The sequence below is a fragment of the Legionella sp. 27cVA30 genome, from assembly GCF_024160945.1.
GTDB lineage: Bacteria > Pseudomonadota > Gammaproteobacteria > Legionellales > Legionellaceae > Legionella_A > Legionella_A septentrionalis.
Genome location: NZ_JAMYXK010000001.1, coordinates 140,551 through 160,372 on the forward strand (window position 1 = coordinate 140,551; position 19,822 = coordinate 160,372).

The following is a 19,822-nucleotide window of genomic DNA, read 5'->3' on the forward strand; positions in this document are numbered from 1 at the left end:
GTGATGATGAGCACACACAAACATGGTTCCAAGCCCCACAAAAAAGAACACAGTTGTTGCACCCATCAGCATCCGTATACTCCTGTGTCTTCCGTTGAGCCGACATTAGAAAATGCAATGTATATTTGTCCAATGCATCCGCAAATCCGTCAGCTCAAACCAGGCACTTGCCCCATTTGCGGTATGGCGCTTGAGCCTGAACAAATGAGTTTAACGGAGCAAAAAAATCCCGAGTATCATGATATGTTTTGGCGCTTTATTTTGGCCTTTATCGCCAGCATTCCGATTGTAATCTTAGCGATGGGTGAGCGCTGGTTGATTGCATCGATTCCAATGTCCGTATCCTTGTGGCTGCAAGCAATATTGGCCACCTTGGTGGTTTTAGGTTGTGGCTGGCCATTCTTCAAAAGAGGCTGGCTATCGCTTCGCTCACGTCGCTTGAACATGTTTACCTTAATTGCCTTAGGCACAGGAGTTGCCTGGGGGTATAGTTTAGCAGTTGTTATTTTTCCCCAATGGCTTCCCCTTCATTTGCAAGGGGATGGCATGATCCCGGTGTATTTTGAAGCCGCAGCAGTCATAACAACACTGGTGCTTTTAGGTCAAGTATTGGAGTTAAAAGCACGTGAACGAACAGGAGATGCCATTCGCGCGTTACTTCATTTAAATCCAACGATCGCCCACCGATTAAATGATGAAGAGCAAGAGGAGGATATTACCCTTGATGAGGTGAAGGTAGGGAATAGATTATTGGTGCGTCCTGGCGAAAAAATTCCCGTTGATGGGGAGGTGATTAGCGGTCATAGTGATGTAGATGAATCCATGCTCACTGGTGAGCCTATGCCAGTGGCAAAAGAAATTGGCAATCAAGTCATTGGTGGGACGTTAAATCAACAAGGCAGTCTTATGATAAAGGCCGCCCATGTTGGTAAAGACACATTACTTGCGCGTATTATCACACAAGTCAGTGAAGCACAACGAAGCCAAGCTCCTATTCAACGGTTAGCGGATTCAGTGTCAGCCTGGTTTGTGCCCATTGTTTTAGGAGTGGCAGTACTTGCGTTTCTCGTTTGGCTGGTAGTAGGACCTGAACCTTCCTTAAGTTATGGGTTAATTGCTGCTATCTCGGTACTGATTATTGCATGCCCTTGTGCCTTGGGACTTGCAACGCCTATGTCAATAATGGTTGGTATAGGGGAGGGCGCGCGACGCGGTATCTTAATTAAAAACGCAGCCTCTTTAGAACAATTACGAAAAATTAATACCCTAGTGGTGGATAAAACAGGAACATTGACACAAGGCCATCCTACATTAACCCAAATTATTCCTAGTGGTCATTGGCAAGAAAATGAACTTTTAAATCTTGCGGCCTCCCTTGAGCGTCATAGCGAACACCCATTGGCTAGAGCGCTACGTGACGAAGCAATGAAGCGCCAAATGCCCCTAAAAGAAGCTCGGGATTTTATTGCATTCAGAGGTAAAGGCGCGAACGCAAAAATCGATGATACGAGTGTTGCGATTGGCAATGCTCACTGGTTGTCTATTCGCGCCGATGAAATTCCTATTGCTGCGTTAAAAGCTCAAGAAGAAGGGGCTACCTTAATTTATTTAACCGTTGACAAACAGTTTGCTGGTGTATTTGTGGTGGCCGACCGTATTAAAGAATCCAGTCAACAGGCCGTTGCTTCTCTCATAAATAAGGGCATTCAAGTTATCATGCTCACCGGTGATAATGCCGCGACTGCCAAAGCGGTAGCCCAACAAGTAGGTGTTCAAGAAGTCATTGCTGAAGTGCTGCCCGATGAAAAAAGCGAGGTGATTCGCGAATTACAACAAAAAGGGCTTGTGGTCGCTATGGTGGGTGATGGGGTGAATGATGCGATTGCCTTGGCAAAAGCCAACATTGGTATTGCAATGGGAACGGGTAGTGATGTGGCGATTGAAAGTGCCGGCATGACCTTATTATCTGGTGATTTAAATAAGCTTTTAGAAGCCTATGAGTTATCCGTGCATACGGTAAAAAACATTCATCAAAATCTCTTTTTTGCTTTTATTTATAATGCACTGGGTGTTCCGGTCGCAGCAGGCGTTCTATATCCCCTTACGGGCTTATTACTGAGCCCGATGATAGCAGGCGCTGCCATGGCGCTAAGTTCCGTGTCGGTGATTGTCAATGCGTTGCGTTTGCGTCAGAAACTGACATGAGAGAACAAGAAACCACATAAAACAATGTAATTTAGGGACAGAATCTACATGATGAATCAAAACTGGAACTTAAAGTACTTTTTATTGGGTATGATGACTCTAATGCCCATTCTAGTGCATGCCAAACCTCCTTTGGGTCTTAAAGAGCTCACGCAGTTGGCTATTCAAAATAACAAGGATTTAAAAGCAGCGCGTCTAAATATTGCAATTGCCGAAGCACGTCTTGTACAGGCAGGTTTATGGTCTAATCCCAGCTTAAATATAAATAACAATGATGACAGGGTATTTAATAACGAAGGTGAGTATTCTCGCAGCATTAATTTTAATCAAGCCTTTCCTATTTCAGGGCGAATTGGCAGACAAAAAACGGTTGCTCGCATTGATATTCTTCGTGCTCATGCTGAGGTTTGTGAGGCGATACGTCAGCTCAGTGCAAAAGTTGCCAATGCTTATTTTGCAGTGGTCGTTGCGGAAAACCGCATGCAACAATTGAATTATTTGCAACGTATCAATCAGGAATTGGTGCGCGTTATTCATAATCGCTACCATGCTGCTGAAATATCTGAATTGGATGATAACTCTGCTCGCATTGAATACGCCCGCATAAAACAAGAAAAACAACTGCTAGAAAGCCGGCTAATTAGCCAATATACGCTCTTAAATCAGCTCATAGGCCAAGCCCCAAATTCACCCCTAAAGGTTGAAAAAACCATTACGATAGCAAACAAAATTCCTTCATTAAGAGCGCTCATTCCTCATGCTTTAAATCATCGGCCTGACCGACAAAGCTTATTGCTTGCAGGACATCGTGCCGAGGCCGATAGACGTTTGGCTCAAACCGAGCGCTTTGCCGATTGGAATGTAGGTATTGGCGTGCAGCAAGATAAAATAGTGGTGGAAGGCGCACCTCCCCAACAAGCTGACCGTACCTTAGGCATTTCTCTATCGATTCCACTGCCTTTGCTTAATCGTAACCAGGGGCGAATTTTAGAAGCAAGTGCTACAGGCACTCAGACCATGATGACCATTGATGCTTTAAATCTTGCTATTGAGACAGATGTAACCAGCAATTATGGGCAGCTTAATATACTTAAAACAAGTCTTATACAAACACAAGGAACTTCTCTTCGCTTAGGACTTCAAAATGTGAAGCTTGCTCGTGAAGCGTATCAAAATGGGCAAGTCTCTTTTCTTAACCTCTTACAAGTTCAGCGCCAACAAAACGACGTACAAATGGCCTATTTAACGACCGTAGAGCAGTATTTTCAATCCTATGTTGCGTTATGTGCAGCAATGGGAGCTCCTCATCCAAGCGGGTTTTGCTCTTATTTATCTTTCACTAAGGAAGTGACTAAATGATTCATGGATACCATAATAAAAGCGTGTGGTTTATTTTTTTAATAGGATTTTTTGTTTATTCCCCATGGCTGATGGCGCATGGGGAGGAAATTGAGGTCAGCACATCAGGTCCTGCACAATCTGTTACACTGACATCCGAACAAACCAAGATGCTCGGTATTGAAGTTTCTGAAGCCACTGCACGTCCAATTGTTGAGTTTTTGACATTAAATGGCCAAATTAAATTATTACCCAATGCGCAAGCGGACGTAAGCGTACGCATTAGTGGTGCGGTAACGGATATCATTGCCAACCTAGGGGATTTAGTAAGCAAAGGACAGGTTTTAGCTACCGTGCAATCTCGTCTCATTGGTGACCCACCACCCAGTATTGCAGTAAAAGCACCTATTTCAGGAGTAATTGATGCTCGTAATGTCAATTTAGGTCAAGCAGTAGAACCGAATACGGTTCTTTTTCACATCAGCAACCGTGAGCAATTACTGGCTATTGTCCAAGTGTATGAAGAAGATTTAGGCAAGATTAAGCGAGGACAGAACGTTAACGTCCATGTTTTAAGTTACCAAAACCGAATTTTTCCAGGCAAGGTTACGCTAATTGAACCCAATTTAGACCCTTTAACGCGGAGTGTGAATGTACAAATCAGTCTTGATAATAAAGAAGGATTACTAAAGCCTGGGATGTTCGTACGTGCCAATGTGGTTTTGCGCTTTATAGAAGATGCGCTTACGATACCTAATAACGCAGTACTTGAAATTGACAATTCCACTTTTGTTTTCGTAAAAAATGGTACAGCGTATGACCGAACGGTAGTTAGTCTTGGTGCTCGTGATGATAAGTATATCGAAATTAAAAAAGGCTTAGTGCCAGGAGATGAAGTAGTGACTCAGGGAAATCGAGAATTGTACGCCTTAAGCTTAAGCGGTGGCGGTACTAAAAAATTCGGTGATAAGGAGCCTCACTAATGTTTAATCGCTTAATCGCCTGGTCGCTTCATAACCGCCTTTTGATTTTAGCCTTAACGGTTGTGCTTTGTCTTTTAGGTGGTTACACCTTAAAACAAATGCCGGTGGACGTCTTCCCCGAATTTGCCCCACCCCAGGTGGTGGTACAAACCGAAGCGCCTGGTATGGCAACGCAAGACGTTGAAACGCTCATTACCTATCCTTTGGAAAGCGCCATTAACGGCACACCTGGGGTTGCCAGCGTACGTTCTAAAACTTCCGTTGGCTTATCGACAATAACGGTAGTTTTTGATGATAGAACTGATATTTATCGTAATCGGCAATTGGTTAATGAGCGTATTTCGCAAGTCAGTAACCGACTGCCACCGGGCGTTAATCCCCCAGTCATGCTCCCTGTTACCTCCGCTGTGGGCTGGCTTGTTAAATACGCCTTAATCAGTAATACAGCAAGTCCTGAAACCTTACGTACAATTTCAGATTGGACGATTAGGCCTAGGATTTTGGCGTTAGGTGGGGTGGCTTCAGTGGTATCTATTGGTGGGGAGGTCAAACAATACCAGGTGCGTTTAATTCCTGAGCGTATGCTTGCCTATGGTATTACCATTGAAGAAGTACGCCAAGCCTTAACTACCGCGAACCAAAATGTACCGGGAGCCTTTGTTCACCAGGCCGGTAGTGAGCTTGTGGTAGGAACAATAGGCCGAATCCAATCTTTAGAGGACATTAAAAAAACCGCCATTACGGTGCGAAAAGGAGTTCCCATCACTATCAATAACGTAGCAATTGTCACCTTTGGTGGAGAAATAAAGCGCGGAGATGGTGCGTATAATGCGAAGCCCGCGGTGATTGGCACGATTTCCAAAGCCTATGGTGCTGATACGGTGACAACGACAGCCAAAGTGGAGCAGGCTCTAAACAACATCAAAAAGACACTGCCCTCAGGTGTGGAACTAAAAACTGAAGTTTTTCGTCAAGCCAATTTTATTGAGTCTGCGATTCATAATTTAACACGCGCACTTTTAGAGGGTGCCATTATTGTCATTGCGATACTGTTTGTCTTTTTAATGAATTGGCGTGCTTCGTTTATTACGTTTCTTTCCATGCCCGTATCCTTTGTCATTGGTTTATTGGTATTGCACTATTTTGGCATAGGGATTAACTCCATGACCTTAGGTGGGATGGCTATTGCCATTGGTGAGGTGGTGGATGATGGTATTATTACGGTAGAAAATGTGGTGCATCGCTTAAGAGTGAATCGCCAAGAAGTGACTCCACTACCTGCCATTGAAGTGGTTTTTGATGCCGTGCTTGAGATACGAAGTTCCGTTGTTTATGCCACCATCATTATCAGTCTTGTTTTTTTACCCATTTTCTTTCTATCAGGAATTGCTGAGCGCATTTTTAGTCCTTTAGCTATTGCCTATATTGCTTCGGTATTGGGTTCGCTTGTGGTGTCAATTACTATGGTGCCGGCACTTTGTTATCTCTTATTAGTTCGAGGCCAAGAAAAAAAGGAAGATGCTCACGTGAGCTTGCATGCGTTGTCACAGCGCGAGCGTCATTATGGTGTTGAGCAAAAGACAGAGCAAAGTGCTGAGCCTGAAACACGTTTTGTCCTGTGGCTTAAAGGACATTTTTTAACTGCATTACACTGGTCTTTGGCACATCTTAAAACGGTGATTGCTATGGCACTGGCCGCTTTTTTATTTGCCTTAGCGTTACTTCCCTTTTTTGGCACCTCTTTTTTGCCCGAGTTTCATGAGGGAAATTTCATTGTGGCCATGAGTACTTTGCCGGGTACTTCATTAGACGAGTCAATGCGTTTGGGACAACAAGTGCAACAAGCCTTAATGCGCTACCCGCAAGTCATCTCAATTTCTCAACGGGCCGGACGAAGTGAGTTGGATGAAGATGCGCTACCCCCCAATGTCAGTGAATTTGACGTGCGTCTTGATTTTAATAAAGAAAAATCATTGCCACCTGATGAACTATTACGGCGCATTCGCGCAGATTTAGCCAATATTCCCGGTGCCGTATTTAATGTGGGGCAATTTATAGCACACCGCATGGATGAGGTCTTATCAGGGGTGCGTGCACAAGTAGCAGTGAAGTTATTTGGTGATAATTTATCCACCTTAAACGAGTTAGGACAATCGCTAGAAACCGTGTTGAAATCAATTCCTGGTGTAGTAGATATTAATAAAGAGCAGCAGATTAACGTACCACAAGTCGTTATTAAAATTGATCGTGAAAAAGCCACACGTTATGGGGTGAATGTAGGGCAGATTTCAGAAGATGTCCAAGTGCTTTTAAACGGGGTGAGTGTATCGAGTGTTTTAGAAGGCCAGCGTACGTTTGATTTATATCTTCGTATGGATAAACCAGGGCGCGATAGCATTAAAGCCATTCAAAACATGCTCATTGATGCCCATGGTCAAGCCGAAGGAAGCTTAGGCAAAATTCCATTGCGTGCAGTGGCTGAAATTAAAGTAGAACCCCAACCCTTTGCGGTTAACCGGGAAAATGTGCAACGGCTATTAGTAATTGGTTTTAATGTGCAAGGACGTGATTTAGGCAGTGTGATTGCACAAGTTGAGCAAGAAGTGCAAGAAAAAATTAAACTCCCTGCGGGATACTTTATTCAATATGGCGGTCAATTTGAAAGTCAGCAACAGGCATCCAAAGTGATTCTTACCTTTGGTGCTTTAGTTATTTTTATTATGATTATTTTGCTGCATAAAGCTTTTGGTACCTTTAGAGAAGCATTGCTGGTTATGTTCAATTTACCCTTGGCTTTAATTGGTGGGGTCATTTCTCTCTTTATCGCTAGTGGTGAGATGAGTGTTGCGGCCATGATTGGTTTTATTACCTTGTTTGGGATTGCTGCACGCAACGGGATTATTTTAGTAAGCCATTACAATCAATTACGTTTACAAGGAAAAACACGCGAGCAAGTAGTGATTGATGGCACGTTAGATAGGTTAGTGCCAGTGTTAATGACGGCAGCAACTGCAGCACTTGGCCTTTTCCCACTGCTTTGGGGCTCACCTGCCGGTAAAGAATTAGAACGACCTTTAGCCCAAGTGCTATTGGGCGGCTTATTGACATCAACCGTGCTTAATATGTTTGTGGTACCGACAGTCTATAATGCAATCGAACAATGGCGGGAAAAACAAACTCTTTAATAGATATACAACTAGGAGAAACACCATGAAGGAACAGCAATATATTGGAAGATCGGTTTGGTTTAGTTTGTTGATGAGTCTTTTTATTTTGATAACACCCTTAGAGTTGTTTGCTAATACATCCGAAATTTCTAAAGTAGCTATTCCTTCCACTATTGCTGATATTTGGAAAGCAATCGATGAACATAGTGCCGCGATTAATCAGGCATTAAAAGAAAACCAGTTGGCAACGATTCATAAACACGCATTTGCCATCCGTGATTTATTCAATGCATTGCCTGCCAAAAGCTTGGATTTATCCGACGAGCAGAAAAAAACACTGCAAAGTAATTTAAGTTATGTAGAACAGCTAGCAACACGCCTTGATAAATCGGGGGATGCCAACGATAAAGAAGGAACTCAGGCGAATTGGGATAAATTGAAAAAAATATTAACTCAATTACGCGCGCTCTATCAAATTTCACAGTCTAATTAAGGATTTCAAGTATGAAGTTTTCTTTTTGCTTTCAAGGAGTATTATTAAGTTCAATGGTTTTGGGACAGGTTCTAGCTAATCCAGAGCCTTTGCTTCTTAAAAAGAGCGAACCTACAGTGCTGTTGATTAAAAAATACCAGACTGAAGTGAATGGTAAATTCACTGACTTATTCCGTATTGAACAGCCCGATGGAACATGGGGATATAAGGGAATAAAAGGTCAAGTATTTGATGCGATTGTAAAAAATCAAACGGATAAACCCACCGTCTTACATTGGCATGGTCTTATTGTTCCTAATGATCAAGATGGGGTACCTTATGTAACACAAGAACCCATTCCCGCAGGTGGGGAATATCATTATCGTTTCTTGCTCAAACAGTCTGGAACTTATTGGATGCATTCACATCATGATTTACAGGTACAGCAATTTTTATCAGCCCCCTTGGTTATTACTGATCCAAACGATAAGGTGAGTGCTAAAGAAGTCGTTTTATTTATTGGAGATTTTAGTTTTAAAAAACCTGAATTGATTTTAAGTGAATTAAAAAAAGGTCAAATGACACACATGCATCATAGCAATGGTACGTCTTCTATGCCTATGGATAATTCAGCACCTGATTTAAATGACGTTAATTATGATGCTTTTCTAACCAACTATAAAACGTTAAACAATCCTCAAATCGTTCCGATTCATCCAGGAGACACAGTTCGATTACGCTTCATTGTGGGTTCTGCAATGTCCAATTTTTTTATAAATACGGGTACCTTGAATGGAGAGGCAATTGCTATCGATGGTCAACCGATTAAACCTGTAAAAGCCAATCAATTTCAACTGGCTGTCGGACAACGATTAGATGTCTTGGTGACTATCCCAAAAGGTGAAATGGCTTATCCTATTCTTGCTCAGGGCGAGGGGACTAATATGCAAACTGGATTAATATTGGCAACACCTAAAGCTATTCTACAAAAGCTCAATGAAAAAGCATCTGATAAAGCTGGAGCCTTGAATTATGAGCAGGAATTTCAGTTCAAAGCACTAAAACCATTGCCGAATAAAACCCCTGGTCAAACTTTAACTGTTAATTTAGAAGGCGACATGATGCGTTATGTCTGGACCATTAATAATCAAAAATGGCCAGAAATTAAACCATTGACTGTTGCTGGTAATAAACGTGTTGAAATGGTATTTAACAATAAAACAACAATGGCTCATCCTATGCATTTGCATGGTCATGTCTTTGAGGTGACAGAGATTGATGGCAAGAAGATAAGTGAAGGGTTGTTACACGATACGGTCATAGTGTTGCCAAAATCAACGGTCAAAGTTCAATTTGATACCGATAATCCTGGCAATTGGATGATGCATTGCCATATGCTTTATCATCAAGAAACAGGCATGATGACCATAATAAATTATCAGGATATTAAAGTCCCTAACTTAACTATGCATCATTCGTTGTAAACTCGCTTGCCTTGATACCATTATGAAGCTGAAAGTTAAGCCATTTTTTCACATTCTTCAGCACATCGATAGCAAGCATCAGCACAGCGCTTACAATGCTCCATGTGCTGATGCTTGCTGCATTCATCGCCACAAGCACGACAAATTTTAGCGCATAACCGGCAAATTTCTTTAGTAAAGGATGAGCCCCGTGCCATCATCTCTATAGCAAGGGCACAGATTGCTATACAATCACGATCAAGGGTAATACAACGAGCTAAGTCTTTACAATTGTCCTCTTTGCTGCAGGCCGATGCGCAATGCTCACATACAACCATACATTCCTGGCAAGCTTTTATACAAGCCTCATACTGTTGGTGAGACATATTATTCTCCTTTTGATTGATCACTACCATACCATTGAGTCCGCCATGTCTTTAATTGCTCGATTTCTTTTTGTTGTGCATTAATGATTTGCTGAGCCATGTCTTTAATTTCAGAATGTGTTGCCTTTTGTAATGCATCTTTTGCCATCATAATGGCAGCTTCGTGGTGAGATATCATCAAATCAATAAAGCGTTTATCGTATTCGTTATCTTTTTTTCCTAATTTATCCATCATCATTTTATCCATTGCACTTTGACACTTTGTCATTGGGCCCATCATGCAAGAACAACTATCTTTTGCCCAAAGTACATTGGGTACAACAAGCGAAAGCGCAAGACTGGTGATTATGATTGATTTTTTAAACATAAGACTTCTCCTTGTCAGTATGAATGATTACGTGTTCCTTTTTAAATTATCAAGAAACTCAATAATTTTTATTACGTCTGCCTTTGTGAAGGGCTTACGAAAGACTCGCTCTTTCTTTTTTTCTATTAATACATAATCTTCTTGTGAAGATAAACCCATAATAGGAGCTTCATTGCTAATAAGTGAATTTTTCTTAATCTGATGAAACAAACTTCTTCTTTCATTAAGGGTTATATCAATTAATATTAGATCATATAATTTAAAAGTTATGTATTCTATTGCAGATTCAAAATTCCAAGCTATATCTAAATGATGTTCAAGATCCAAGAATTGTGAGCGAATAACAACTCGCGCTGCCAATGAAGGCTCTACTATTAATAAAGAATAAGGCTTAAGCATCGATTTCCTTAAGTTTTAAAGCGCATACTAAGTATATTTGTTTAATGATCATGGATGCGGCGTTATGGCAATAATAGTAATTTTTATGCGAGCCGTAGTACCAAAAATTCGATAAGCTGCTACGTTTTATTTTCTGCTTAGGATACTACATTTGTGGAATACAATAATGTGGTGAAAACATAAGTGGTTATGGTTATGAGTTTTTCCCCTTTCGATGACTTGTGTTTGAGATAGATAACGTACCTTATCTTTCACAAACAGGGTACAATGAGAAAAAAGCTCATGGAGATATGCTTGAATTATCTAGATCGCCAAAATGACAAAAATCGAAAGTTTGTGATAGATAAGATTTTACATCCATTGGATCCTCATTTCGATATAAATTCTTTAACTGCTTGGCTGTCTTATTATTACTCAGTCCATGTGAAAGGGGCACCTGACAAAACTGAACAAGCTAAAAAGAAAGATCTGTACAAATTCATGCAATTTTTTCAAAACGAAGTAGGGCATGACCAGGTTGATAGTTGGACACCAGCCGTTAGCAAACACTTTCAAAGAAGTTTAAGTAAAACCATTTCTGAAAAAACAGGAAAACCGTATAAGGCTACATCTATAAATCGCACCATGGCAACAATTCGTCATGTGGGGCGATGGTTACATAAACAACGGCCTTTATTAGCAGGTGATCCATTAGCACAAGTTAAAGATTTACAAATGGATGCACCAGATTGGAATGGGCTTAATTCTAGGCAACTCATGAGACTGAAATCAGCTTGTGAACAAAGAATGAAAAGTTGCACCCGTAAAAATCAAAATCCAGTCATGGAAGCGGCTTTATTTTATTTGCTAATGGGAACAGGGCTTCGAGAATCCGAAGTGGTTTCTTTAGATGTTGGCCAATACCGGCAAAAAGGATTGCATAATGTATTACGTCATAAATCGAAACGTATCAGTCAAAAAATTCCCTTACCGCAAGAGACAAGGAAGTATTTAGATGAGTATCTAGAGAAAAGAGAGGCAGATGAAAATGAGCCTTTATTTGTAAGTCGTTACGGAACACGTTTGAAAACCCTAGATGTTTACCGCATATGCCAAAGGGTTTTAAAACAAGCATTGGCATTTTTGCCAGAAGGGGAGAAGTTTGCATTTACTCCACACAAGCTACGACATACCTTTTTGAAAAAGGTTACTGATAAACATGGGGTACATTTTGCGCAGGAATTAAGTGGAAACGTTTCAATTAAGGAAATTTTCCGCTATGCGAAACCGAGTCAGGATGAGATGCAAGCAACGGTAGAAGAGCTTTTTGCATAAACTATGCATTAATTTTTAAATATCTGATTAGGTTGAACTTTCTAATGAATGTAGATCGCGCGATACCAAATGAACACATTATCGCTTCAGTCATTAGCTCAATGACGGGTGAGAAAGTCTTATCATCCATTCGCATGCCAACTGGAGATCAAAATTTTGTATATGCTGCAAAGACTTTGAAGGCAGAGTATGTGCTACGCATGACTGATTGTAGCAATAAATATAAATTCCAAGCCGCGATTGCTTGGCAAAAAATGCTTCTTCCACTGGGAATACCTCTCGCTAAATTTATTAGGTGGGATTTAGATTCCGAGTATTCACCATTTCCTGCCTTATTAATGATGCGCTTGCCAGGTGACGATTTAGTTAATGTCTATCCAGCTCTTACAAATGCAAATAAAAAAAATTTGGCAAATGAAATGGCATACATTCAGTCTCTATGTAACAGGCTTCCTAAGGGACCTGGTTATGGCATCCTCAATACGTATGATGATATTATCTCAGAAAAATCTTGGTATGATTTTTTGTCAAAAAGACTAGAGATATATAAAAAACATATAACGAAGTCTGCTGTTTTTAATCCCCAACTAGCTACCTTAGTTTTAAATATAGCTAATGAAATGAAAGGAATTTTAGAAACAATCCAACCCATGCCATTTCTATGGGATGCTAGTGAACGAAATGTACTTGTACACAACGGAAAAATAACAGGTATAGTGGATGTGGATGAAATTTGCTTTGGTGATTCACTATTAGTTATTGCATTAACGAGTACCTGTCTTGAACTTGAAGGTTATGATACTAAATATACTGAGTACTGGGCAGAAACCTTGAATCTTGATCATACAGCGCAGTCAAGACTAGACTTTTATCGATTGTTTTATGCCATAGCTTTTATGCGGAAACATTCAATGCAAACCCCAAATTGTAAGCATGTTATATTTGATACCAATCAGCTATTGAATATATTTCACCTCTCATTGGAGCGAATGAAGAAATACGGTTATTGACTTTATTCTTGTATTTCAAGAATAACTTGCATCGCAAGCTTCATCCTTAATATAAATAAATTCCGCTAAATGATGGGTTTGTGAACGAACACAAAAAGCGTTCAAAAATTTAAAAATCCTCGCGAAAACCAGTTCGAAAACTCTGTACATTAATCAAAGTTCATTTTAATATATTCTTTTAGTCTTTCTGAACATTAAGGGATAAAATGAGAGTAGGGTATGCCAGAGTTTCAACGCATGAACAAAATTTAGACTTACAACTTGATGAACTTAAAAAGGCAGGATGCGAGGAAATTTTTACAGATAAGATCAGTGGTTCGGTTTCCGAAAGACCAGGATTAGAGAAATTACAAAATTATCTCAGAAAGGGTGATGTGTTGGTGGTTTGGCGTTTGGATAGATTAGGGCGCTCGCTTAAGCATCTAATTGCTTATGTGGCGAAACTTGAAGAAAAAGGAATAGGCTTTCATAGTATTACCGAATCTATAAATACCGAAACATCATCGGGCAAGTTTATGTTTCATGTTTTTGGTGCGCTTTCTGAATTTGAGCGCAACTTGATTAAAGAACGAACTCTCGCAGGTCTTGAGGCAGCAAGGGCTAGAGGTCGACAAGGCGGAAGACCAGAAAAACTTACGGATGAGCAAAAGGAACTGGTCAAAACACTTTACGCCAACAAAAAGCATTCAATTCAATCGATTTGCAAGATGGTTGGTGTCGGGAAGACTACACTTTATAAATATATTAATCAGTAAAATTAAGGAAAATAGGTGGATTCCAAACTAAATGAGATCAAGAAAGATACAAGACTTAGATATCTTTTGACAAAACCTTTCACCAAACGATTAAAAGAATTTACAGCCACACATTCTTTATCCAAAGCGTTAAATGTTCTAGAGCAATCGCTTAATTATGATAGGCAGTTTCAGGAAATTCTTCCTGAAATTGAGTCGGAATTACATAAACAAAAAAAATTAAATTTGTCTAATCCGGAAAGTTTAAAACAAAAACTTGGCAAAGCAAAAATCCTTTTCTTAGCAAGGAGAATGGAAGAAGAACAATATTTTTTTTATTGTTTAATGCTGGTAGAAAGATTTTTTGATGACCAATGGAGTTCAAATAAATATAAAGAAAGCGTTCAACCTCTCGAGCAGCAGATGGCGAAAATAAGAAGTAACTATCAATTAAGAGAAGATGAGGATTGGAATATTAATGAAGGACCTAAAGAATATAAACAATTACAAAAAGAATATGATGATTTATATAATCATTATTTTATTAATACCTTACGAGAATTTGATTTAAATGAGATGGCAGATCTTAAATATAATAACCCCCAAAAATTTGACGAATTAAGAGAAAGGGGTAGGAGATCAATTTTTCATAAGGATTGCAAGAAAGAAGCTTTACATGAATTGGTATTAAATTATGAAAAAGAAGCATTAAGTGCTGCTGAATCAAAAGCTTTTCTTTCCGCTATTATATTGTTAGCTGCTGCACTTGAAGAATTATTAATTTTACGTTGTTACAAATCACCAAAGAAAGCACGTGAGGTGTATAATAAAGTAGGTGAGAAATTTAAATCGCGGCGGGATTCAAAGAATGATCCAAGTACATGGAAATTTGATTGTCTAATAGAAGTTTGTTTTCAAGCCCACTGGTTTAAAAAAATATATCGGGATGAAATGGAACTCAGGCCGGAAAAAATTGCGCACCATATAAGAATAATGCGGAACTATATTCATCCTGCTAAACATATTAAAGATTCTCCTTGGAGATCTACTACTCAACAAGATTTCGAACATGTAAAAAGTTTATATATTTTTTTATTATTTTCGTTAAAAAAATCCATAAATATCAAGTGAAAATTTGGTTTTTTGCGAAGCTGTCCCAAAAACCCATCTTTTAGCAATTCATGTTAAGAGAAAAGATAATAATTAATGCACCAATAACAAGTAGTAATTTGGCTTACCCTACCGGAATTCTACTATGGGGGTAGAAGGAATTAGACAGGATCAAGAATGAATCTTAATCATATTATGGAATTTTCAGAAGTACTAAAAGAAACAAGATCATCTCTCAAAAAACCTACATTACTTATCGGAAATGGTTTCAGCATCGCTTTTAATAAAAGTGTCTTTACATATAAAAGCTTATATGAACAAGCTCAAGAGAAGGGAATAGTAAATAAATTATCCTCGTCAATTCCAAAGTTATTTAAATCAGTAAATACTTTCGATTTTGAGTATATTATGCAGGTGTTGAAACACTTTGGCATTGCCGGAGCTTCTTATAATGTCGATAAAAATATTTTGATGCTGGCAAAGCAAGAAGAAGATCTTTTAAAAAGAGTCTTGGTAGAAGCAATCACCAACAACCATCCAGATAATCCTGTAAACCCTCCTTTTTTAGTGCCAAGCTAAACTAGAGGTTTCCGGGTTTCTGTTTAATCGGTATTGAACAGGCGTCATGCTGTTTAAAGCTTGATGCGGTCGTTCCTCGTTATATTCTTTGATCCATGCTTCTGTGATCTCTCTCACCTCCGTTAAGTTTCTAAATGCATACATATTTAATATTTCTGTTCGATAAGTTCGGTTGAATCGTTCAATATAGGAGTTTTGAGTCGGTTTTCCAGGCTGGATGAATTCAAGTTTAACACCATGTTCTTCAGCCCATTTAACCATCAGCTTTGAAATAAATTCAGGACCATTATCCAATCGCAGTTTTTTGGGATAACCTCTTACCTCAGCAATCCGATCAAGCTCACGAATTACTCGCAAAGAAGGAAGATTCAAATCGATGGCTATTCCCAACAATTCCCGATTAAAATCGTCGACAACATTGAAGGGGTCGTCTCAGAAAACGGAAAAAATCGTACGCTAAGCACCGCAAAGAAACTCGTGATGGACAGGCACGCTACGGTCGCGGGTCGTGCCTGCCCATTGCTCAGTTGCCCTTGACGCGCAACAGTGTCAGCGTACCGGCAGCCATCGATGATATTACTATGAATATTTCCCATGAATCCATTTATAAAACTCTGTATATCCAATCTCGTGGTCACCTGAAAAAAGAACTGCTGAAACATCTTCGAACAGAAAGAGTCATGAGGCAATCCAAAAAATTCAATACAAAGGGTAATGCGCGTGGTGGCATCATAGATGCTGTATCCATTCATGACAGACCAAAGGAGATTGATAACCATACTGTGCCAGGCCATTGGGAAGGCGATTTAATCTGTGGCTCAAATAAATCCTATGTTGCCACCCTGGTTGAAAGGACATCCCGATTTACTTTACTGGTTAAGCTTCCCGGTAACGATACAAACAGTGTTGTAAATGCGATTACAAACAAAATTACAGAACTTCCAGAGCAATTAAAAAAATCGCTTACCTGAGATCGTGGCATGGAGTTGGCTAAACATAAACAGTTTACAGTTGATACCGATATAAAGGTGTATTTTTGTGACCCTAAGTCACCATGGCAACGGGGAACCAATGAAAATACCAATCGTTTGCTGAGGCAATACATGCCTAAAAAAACAGATCTTAGTGTTCACTCTCAATTTGATTTGGATAAAATTGCCAGAGAATTAAATGAAAGACCGCGGAAAACATTGAACTTTCTAGCTCCGGCGGATAAATTGAGCGAGGTGTTGCAATGATCGATTGAATTTGCCCCCGCCTTTTTTAAAATTTCTTTTTCCATCTTCAGGCGCTGGTTTTCCTCCCGCAATTGCTCAAGCTGTTCAGCAATTAACTTACCATTGCCTCTGAATGCTTGACCCTCAACTGCCTTATGTTCTTTTAATCCAACAATTAGCACGTTAGAATTGAGCAACAAACTACGAGCTGCCTCGGGCCCCGACCGTAACTTTGGTTTTCACGAATCTAATCACATCAAGTTTAAAATTCTTGAAAATTTTTCTTCTATTTATCATCTTTTTTACCAGATAAAAGTTTTAAATTCACCCAAAATCCGCCTTCCTGCCGCGTCAGAAGTTTCACACTGTGCAAACTGCAAGGCTAATATTACAACATCACTCCTTTGAGATACCTGCTTGACCGCAAGTATGGTAATGAGGGTTTAAGAATATTGTTTCATACATGCTATAATGTTTATAAAAGTTACAAGGTGCTTGTTTATGTCTTTTATACAACTCGGCAAAAAATTAGGTTATTTTAAAGGCGACGAAAATTATTCAGGTTTTTTAATACGCTGGTTGGAAGCCTGTTTAGTTAATGAGGAAAAGGATTTCTTAGAGCGAATTAAAAGGATAGAACAATATCATAGCCAAGGCACACAATTCCTGGAAAAAGTCAGTACGTTAAAAAAGAAAGTCATAAGTTGGAAAAATTTAAGCGCAGAAGAAAAAATTTCGCAGACCTTAACGGCAGAAGAGCAAAATATTTTAGACGTTTTGGCGTTCTACGAGAGTATACTTTTATATGACGCGGCTCTACTCAATGGCAAACGCATTGAACAAACGTCCCACATCGCATCCTCTGAATCTATCCAAAGAGAAGGTGGATTGCTACGAATTCATTCCCAAGCTGCAATGCTCTCCTCAAAAGAAATAGACACGTACTTTAAAGAAATGGCAGGTATTCTCAATCTTAGTCTCGCTCCTCAGGAAACAGTAGGAATCACTTTACGTCTCTCATCATATCATAGCATCGCTTTAACCTATCAACCGCAGGCAGGTTGGACATTAGTTGATCATCGTGATATTTGTAATGATAATCTAAGCAATAACCGGCAAATCTTGGGATATGATTTAAGCTGTCTGGCTACCTTTTGTTCTGATCTTTCCAAGAACTATATTCCCTTTAGTATCGATCTCTTTACCACCGGCAGACACCCACAACTTGAACAATTAAAAACACAGTTTGCTGCATTTAAAACCCGGCAAAACACTAAGATAGTTGAGCGATTTGATGAGTGTGGTTATGGCGGTATCGATTTAGCTTATATGGCTGTCCAGAATAGAGATGCAAGCGCCCTTGTCAAGCTCGCTCAAAAAGGAGCTGATCTTAATATAATGTATAAAACGTATCTCTGGCAAGAAGATGACGATAGGTACAATCTTGCTTTTCTAGCTGCGATGAATGGGGATGCAGAAATACTTGATATCCTTGCGAAAAATAATGTGGATTTACATACACCAAGCCGCGGAGTGACTCCTATGGAGCTTGCTTCGTCCCATGGCCATGGGGCGGCTATTGCCATGCTGCACCAGCATGGGGTATCAGTCAATCAACGGGGTAATGGTGGATGGAGTCCGGCTCATTATGCAGCATCGAAGGGGCATGACTCGGCCTTAGCTACACTTAAAGAATTAGGGGCAGATTTAAACGCGCAAACTGAGGACGGCATGACCCCGCTATGCCTTGCAGCGTTTAAGAATCAGGGGCATATTGTAGCTCAGTTATTAAATGATAAACAAGTGGACTGTGACCTACGGGCTGAGAGGGGCTACCATGCCATCCATTACGCAGCTTTTGCAGGCAATGAGATTATTCTTAATCTTTTTAAAGATAGAGGATTTAATTTACACATGGAAGATGCTGAGGGAAGCACGATTGCCCATTTTCTCGCCCTAGGCGGACATAAAGCATTGATCGAAAAATTGATGACTCAAGAGTTAGATTTTAATAAGAAAAACGCACGTGGCTTTACGCCTCTTCATTATGCAGCTGAAGGTGGACAGCTTGATATAGTTGAGTTTTTCGCCACTAAAAATTTTGATTTAAATGTAGAAAATAATGAGGGACAAACTATAGCGCATATAGCTGCTATGGAAAACCAAACAGCTCTTCTTCCCTTTTTGGCGGCTCAAGGTGTAGACATGGCCAAGGAAGACAACCATGGGTTTGCTCCGCTCATGTATGCCGCGAAAAGCGGCTCTAAAGACGCTTTTACGGAACTGGCCAAATATGGAATAGGGAAAAATATACCCTACATCGCCATTGAGCACGAACAATCTGAAATCATTCAAGCCCTCACTGAATTCAAGATAGATTTTAAAGACGAAGCCTCAAAGAGCTACTCAGAAAACGAATTAAGAAAAATTATTGCCTCTCACTTAAATCCAGGGGAAACCATACCACAAAAAATAGAAACAAGGCTCCGAACATTTATAAAACAAAAATCTGATAAGGAGAAGATCCCTATTACCCCTTATGAATTTGCCCTCCTTTTGGGAAAAGATAAAATTGTACGAATATTCAATCAGCAGAATCCTAAAACTACCGAGTTATTAACCAGCTTGCAAACTTTAAGAGAACATGGCGAAACCATTAAAAACAAAAATAAAGAAAATAAAAAAGAAGAAGCAGGCAAGGAAAATGCTAAAGACCTAAATACCATAGAAGGGGAAAAAGCCATCTTAGCGGCTGATGCACTTGAGACACTGGCTTGCCTTTATTTCTCTGCGAAAAGTTCTCCTAATCCTGATAGCAAAGCCATAGAAAAAATTCAGGATAGTTTTAAACAACAACTGGCCCAAACTTACAAAGACCTAAGCACCCACCGAGCATTGTGGAAGCCTATTCTTGCCAATATTCTTATAGCAGCGACCGGCATCGGTCTTCTAGTTATCTTAGGCAAACTTTTAATCACAGGCAGTGCTTTCTTTGCTGAAACCAATCGTCAACAAATGGTTAAGGAAGTCTCCAATGAATTTGAAAAGTTGATTACCCCATGTAAGACAGCGTTTTAA

At 39.8% G+C, this 19,822-nt stretch carries 16 protein-coding genes and 2 pseudogenes; 13 read left to right on the top strand and 5 right to left on the bottom strand.

The window, feature by feature from the left end:
- Window positions 1-3: 3 nt before the first annotated feature.
- The 6 genes from NKV53_RS00670 (at window position 4) to NKV53_RS00695 (ending at window position 9,649) form a co-directional block, all read left to right on the top strand.
- Window positions 4-2,205 carry a copper-translocating P-type ATPase gene (locus NKV53_RS00670; protein WP_371923146.1) on the top strand — a complete coding sequence of 734 codons (2,202 nt, stop codon included), beginning with the start codon at window positions 4-6 and terminating at the stop codon, window positions 2,203-2,205.
- Between the two features lie 90 nt (window positions 2,206-2,295).
- The gene (locus NKV53_RS00675; RefSeq protein ID WP_253350530.1) at window positions 2,296-3,564 is read left to right on the top strand and encodes a TolC family protein; all 1,269 of its coding nucleotides are present in this window, start codon (window positions 2,296-2,298) and stop codon (window positions 3,562-3,564) included.
- Window positions 3,561-4,526 carry an efflux RND transporter periplasmic adaptor subunit gene (locus tag NKV53_RS00680; RefSeq protein ID WP_126954210.1) on the top strand — a complete coding sequence of 322 codons (966 nt, stop codon included), beginning with the start codon at window positions 3,561-3,563 and terminating at the stop codon, window positions 4,524-4,526. Before NKV53_RS00675 ends, NKV53_RS00680 begins: the two co-directional genes overlap by 4 nt.
- On the top strand, window positions 4,526-7,711 hold the full coding sequence (locus NKV53_RS00685; RefSeq protein ID WP_126954211.1) for an efflux RND transporter permease subunit: 3,186 nt from the start codon (window positions 4,526-4,528) through the stop codon (window positions 7,709-7,711). Before NKV53_RS00680 ends, NKV53_RS00685 begins: the two co-directional genes overlap by 1 nt.
- A gap of 73 nt (window positions 7,712-7,784) precedes the next feature.
- Window positions 7,785-8,186 (top strand): transporter, encoded by a 402-nt coding sequence (locus NKV53_RS00690; RefSeq protein ID WP_253350532.1) that lies wholly within the window; start codon window positions 7,785-7,787, stop codon window positions 8,184-8,186.
- 11 nt (window positions 8,187-8,197) lie between these two features.
- Entirely contained in the window at window positions 8,198-9,649 is a 1,452-nt protein-coding gene (locus NKV53_RS00695) for a multicopper oxidase family protein (protein ID WP_126954213.1), read from the top strand.
- 35 nt (window positions 9,650-9,684) lie between these two features.
- Here the strand turns inward: NKV53_RS00695 and NKV53_RS00700 are convergent, their stop codons facing one another.
- From NKV53_RS00700 to NKV53_RS00710, 3 genes are read right to left on the bottom strand one after another with little or no spacing between them, the layout of a single operon-like run.
- A complete protein-coding gene (locus NKV53_RS00700) occupies window positions 9,685-10,014 on the bottom strand; it encodes a four-helix bundle copper-binding protein (RefSeq protein ID WP_126954214.1) in 330 nt (109 codons plus the stop codon).
- 1 nt (window position 10,015) lies between these two features.
- On the bottom strand, window positions 10,016-10,381 hold the full coding sequence (locus tag NKV53_RS00705; protein WP_233581879.1) for a DUF305 domain-containing protein: 366 nt from the start codon (window positions 10,379-10,381) through the stop codon (window positions 10,016-10,018).
- Window positions 10,382-10,408: 27 nt separating this feature from the next.
- Entirely contained in the window at window positions 10,409-10,780 is a 372-nt protein-coding gene (locus NKV53_RS00710) for a response regulator (protein ID WP_126954215.1), read from the bottom strand.
- A gap of 294 nt (window positions 10,781-11,074) precedes the next feature.
- Between NKV53_RS00710 and NKV53_RS00715 the strand changes: the two genes are divergently transcribed.
- The 5 genes from NKV53_RS00715 (at window position 11,075) to NKV53_RS00735 (ending at window position 15,527) form a co-directional block, all read left to right on the top strand.
- Window positions 11,075-12,094, top strand: a complete 1,020-nt coding sequence (locus NKV53_RS00715; protein ID WP_233581880.1) for a site-specific integrase — start codon at window positions 11,075-11,077, stop codon at window positions 12,092-12,094.
- 44 nt (window positions 12,095-12,138) lie between these two features.
- The gene (locus NKV53_RS00720; protein ID WP_126954216.1) at window positions 12,139-13,104 is read left to right on the top strand and encodes a phosphotransferase; all 966 of its coding nucleotides are present in this window, start codon (window positions 12,139-12,141) and stop codon (window positions 13,102-13,104) included.
- Between the two features lie 206 nt (window positions 13,105-13,310).
- A complete protein-coding gene (locus NKV53_RS00725) occupies window positions 13,311-13,859 on the top strand; it encodes a recombinase family protein (RefSeq protein WP_126954217.1) in 549 nt (182 codons plus the stop codon).
- Between the two features lie 15 nt (window positions 13,860-13,874).
- The gene (locus NKV53_RS00730) at window positions 13,875-14,969 is read left to right on the top strand and encodes a hypothetical protein (RefSeq protein ID WP_126954218.1); all 1,095 of its coding nucleotides are present in this window, start codon (window positions 13,875-13,877) and stop codon (window positions 14,967-14,969) included.
- Between the two features lie 156 nt (window positions 14,970-15,125).
- A complete protein-coding gene (locus NKV53_RS00735) occupies window positions 15,126-15,527 on the top strand; it encodes a DUF4917 family protein (RefSeq protein WP_253350534.1) in 402 nt (133 codons plus the stop codon).
- Here NKV53_RS00735 and NKV53_RS00740 read toward each other — a convergent pair.
- Window positions 15,513-15,950, bottom strand: a pseudogene (locus NKV53_RS00740) (integrase core domain-containing protein); the annotation flags it as partial. The gene NKV53_RS00735 and the pseudogene NKV53_RS00740 overlap by 15 nt on opposite strands.
- Window positions 15,951-16,108: 158 nt before the next feature.
- Between NKV53_RS00740 and NKV53_RS00745 the strand changes: the two are divergent.
- Window positions 16,109-16,765: pseudogene (locus NKV53_RS00745) on the top strand (IS30 family transposase).
- Here the strand turns inward: NKV53_RS00745 and NKV53_RS00750 are convergent.
- Entirely contained in the window at window positions 16,663-16,926 is a 264-nt protein-coding gene (locus NKV53_RS00750) for a hypothetical protein (RefSeq protein ID WP_148110524.1), read from the bottom strand. The pseudogene NKV53_RS00745 and the gene NKV53_RS00750 overlap by 103 nt on opposite strands.
- A gap of 319 nt (window positions 16,927-17,245) precedes the next feature.
- Between NKV53_RS00750 and NKV53_RS00755 the strand changes: the two genes are divergently transcribed.
- Window positions 17,246-19,822 carry an ankyrin repeat domain-containing protein gene (locus tag NKV53_RS00755; RefSeq protein ID WP_253350535.1) on the top strand — a complete coding sequence of 859 codons (2,577 nt, stop codon included), beginning with the start codon at window positions 17,246-17,248 and terminating at the stop codon, window positions 19,820-19,822.

Bases quoted from the DNA above. Each gene is read 5' to 3' on its own strand.
- NKV53_RS00720 (WP_126954216.1), top strand. From the start codon at position 12,139: ATGAATGTAGATCGCGCGATACCAAATGAACACATTATCGCTTCAGTC.
- NKV53_RS00705 (WP_233581879.1), bottom strand. From the start codon at position 10,381: ATGTTTAAAAAATCAATCATAATCACCAGTCTTGCGCTTTCGCTTGTT.
- NKV53_RS00710 (WP_126954215.1), bottom strand. From the start codon at position 10,780: ATGCTTAAGCCTTATTCTTTATTAATAGTAGAGCCTTCATTGGCAGCG.
- NKV53_RS00725 (WP_126954217.1), top strand. From the start codon at position 13,311: ATGAGAGTAGGGTATGCCAGAGTTTCAACGCATGAACAAAATTTAGAC.
- NKV53_RS00685 (WP_126954211.1), top strand. From the start codon at position 4,526: ATGTTTAATCGCTTAATCGCCTGGTCGCTTCATAACCGCCTTTTGATT.
- NKV53_RS00700 (WP_126954214.1), bottom strand. From the start codon at position 10,014: ATGTCTCACCAACAGTATGAGGCTTGTATAAAAGCTTGCCAGGAATGT.
- NKV53_RS00735 (WP_253350534.1), top strand. From the start codon at position 15,126: ATGAATCTTAATCATATTATGGAATTTTCAGAAGTACTAAAAGAAACA.
- NKV53_RS00755 (WP_253350535.1), top strand. From the start codon at position 17,246: ATGTCTTTTATACAACTCGGCAAAAAATTAGGTTATTTTAAAGGCGAC.
- NKV53_RS00675 (WP_253350530.1), top strand. From the start codon at position 2,296: ATGATGACTCTAATGCCCATTCTAGTGCATGCCAAACCTCCTTTGGGT.
- NKV53_RS00670 (WP_371923146.1), top strand. From the start codon at position 4: ATGATGAGCACACACAAACATGGTTCCAAGCCCCACAAAAAAGAACAC.
- NKV53_RS00690 (WP_253350532.1), top strand. From the start codon at position 7,785: ATGAGTCTTTTTATTTTGATAACACCCTTAGAGTTGTTTGCTAATACA.
- NKV53_RS00680 (WP_126954210.1), top strand. From the start codon at position 3,561: ATGATTCATGGATACCATAATAAAAGCGTGTGGTTTATTTTTTTAATA.
- NKV53_RS00695 (WP_126954213.1), top strand. From the start codon at position 8,198: ATGAAGTTTTCTTTTTGCTTTCAAGGAGTATTATTAAGTTCAATGGTT.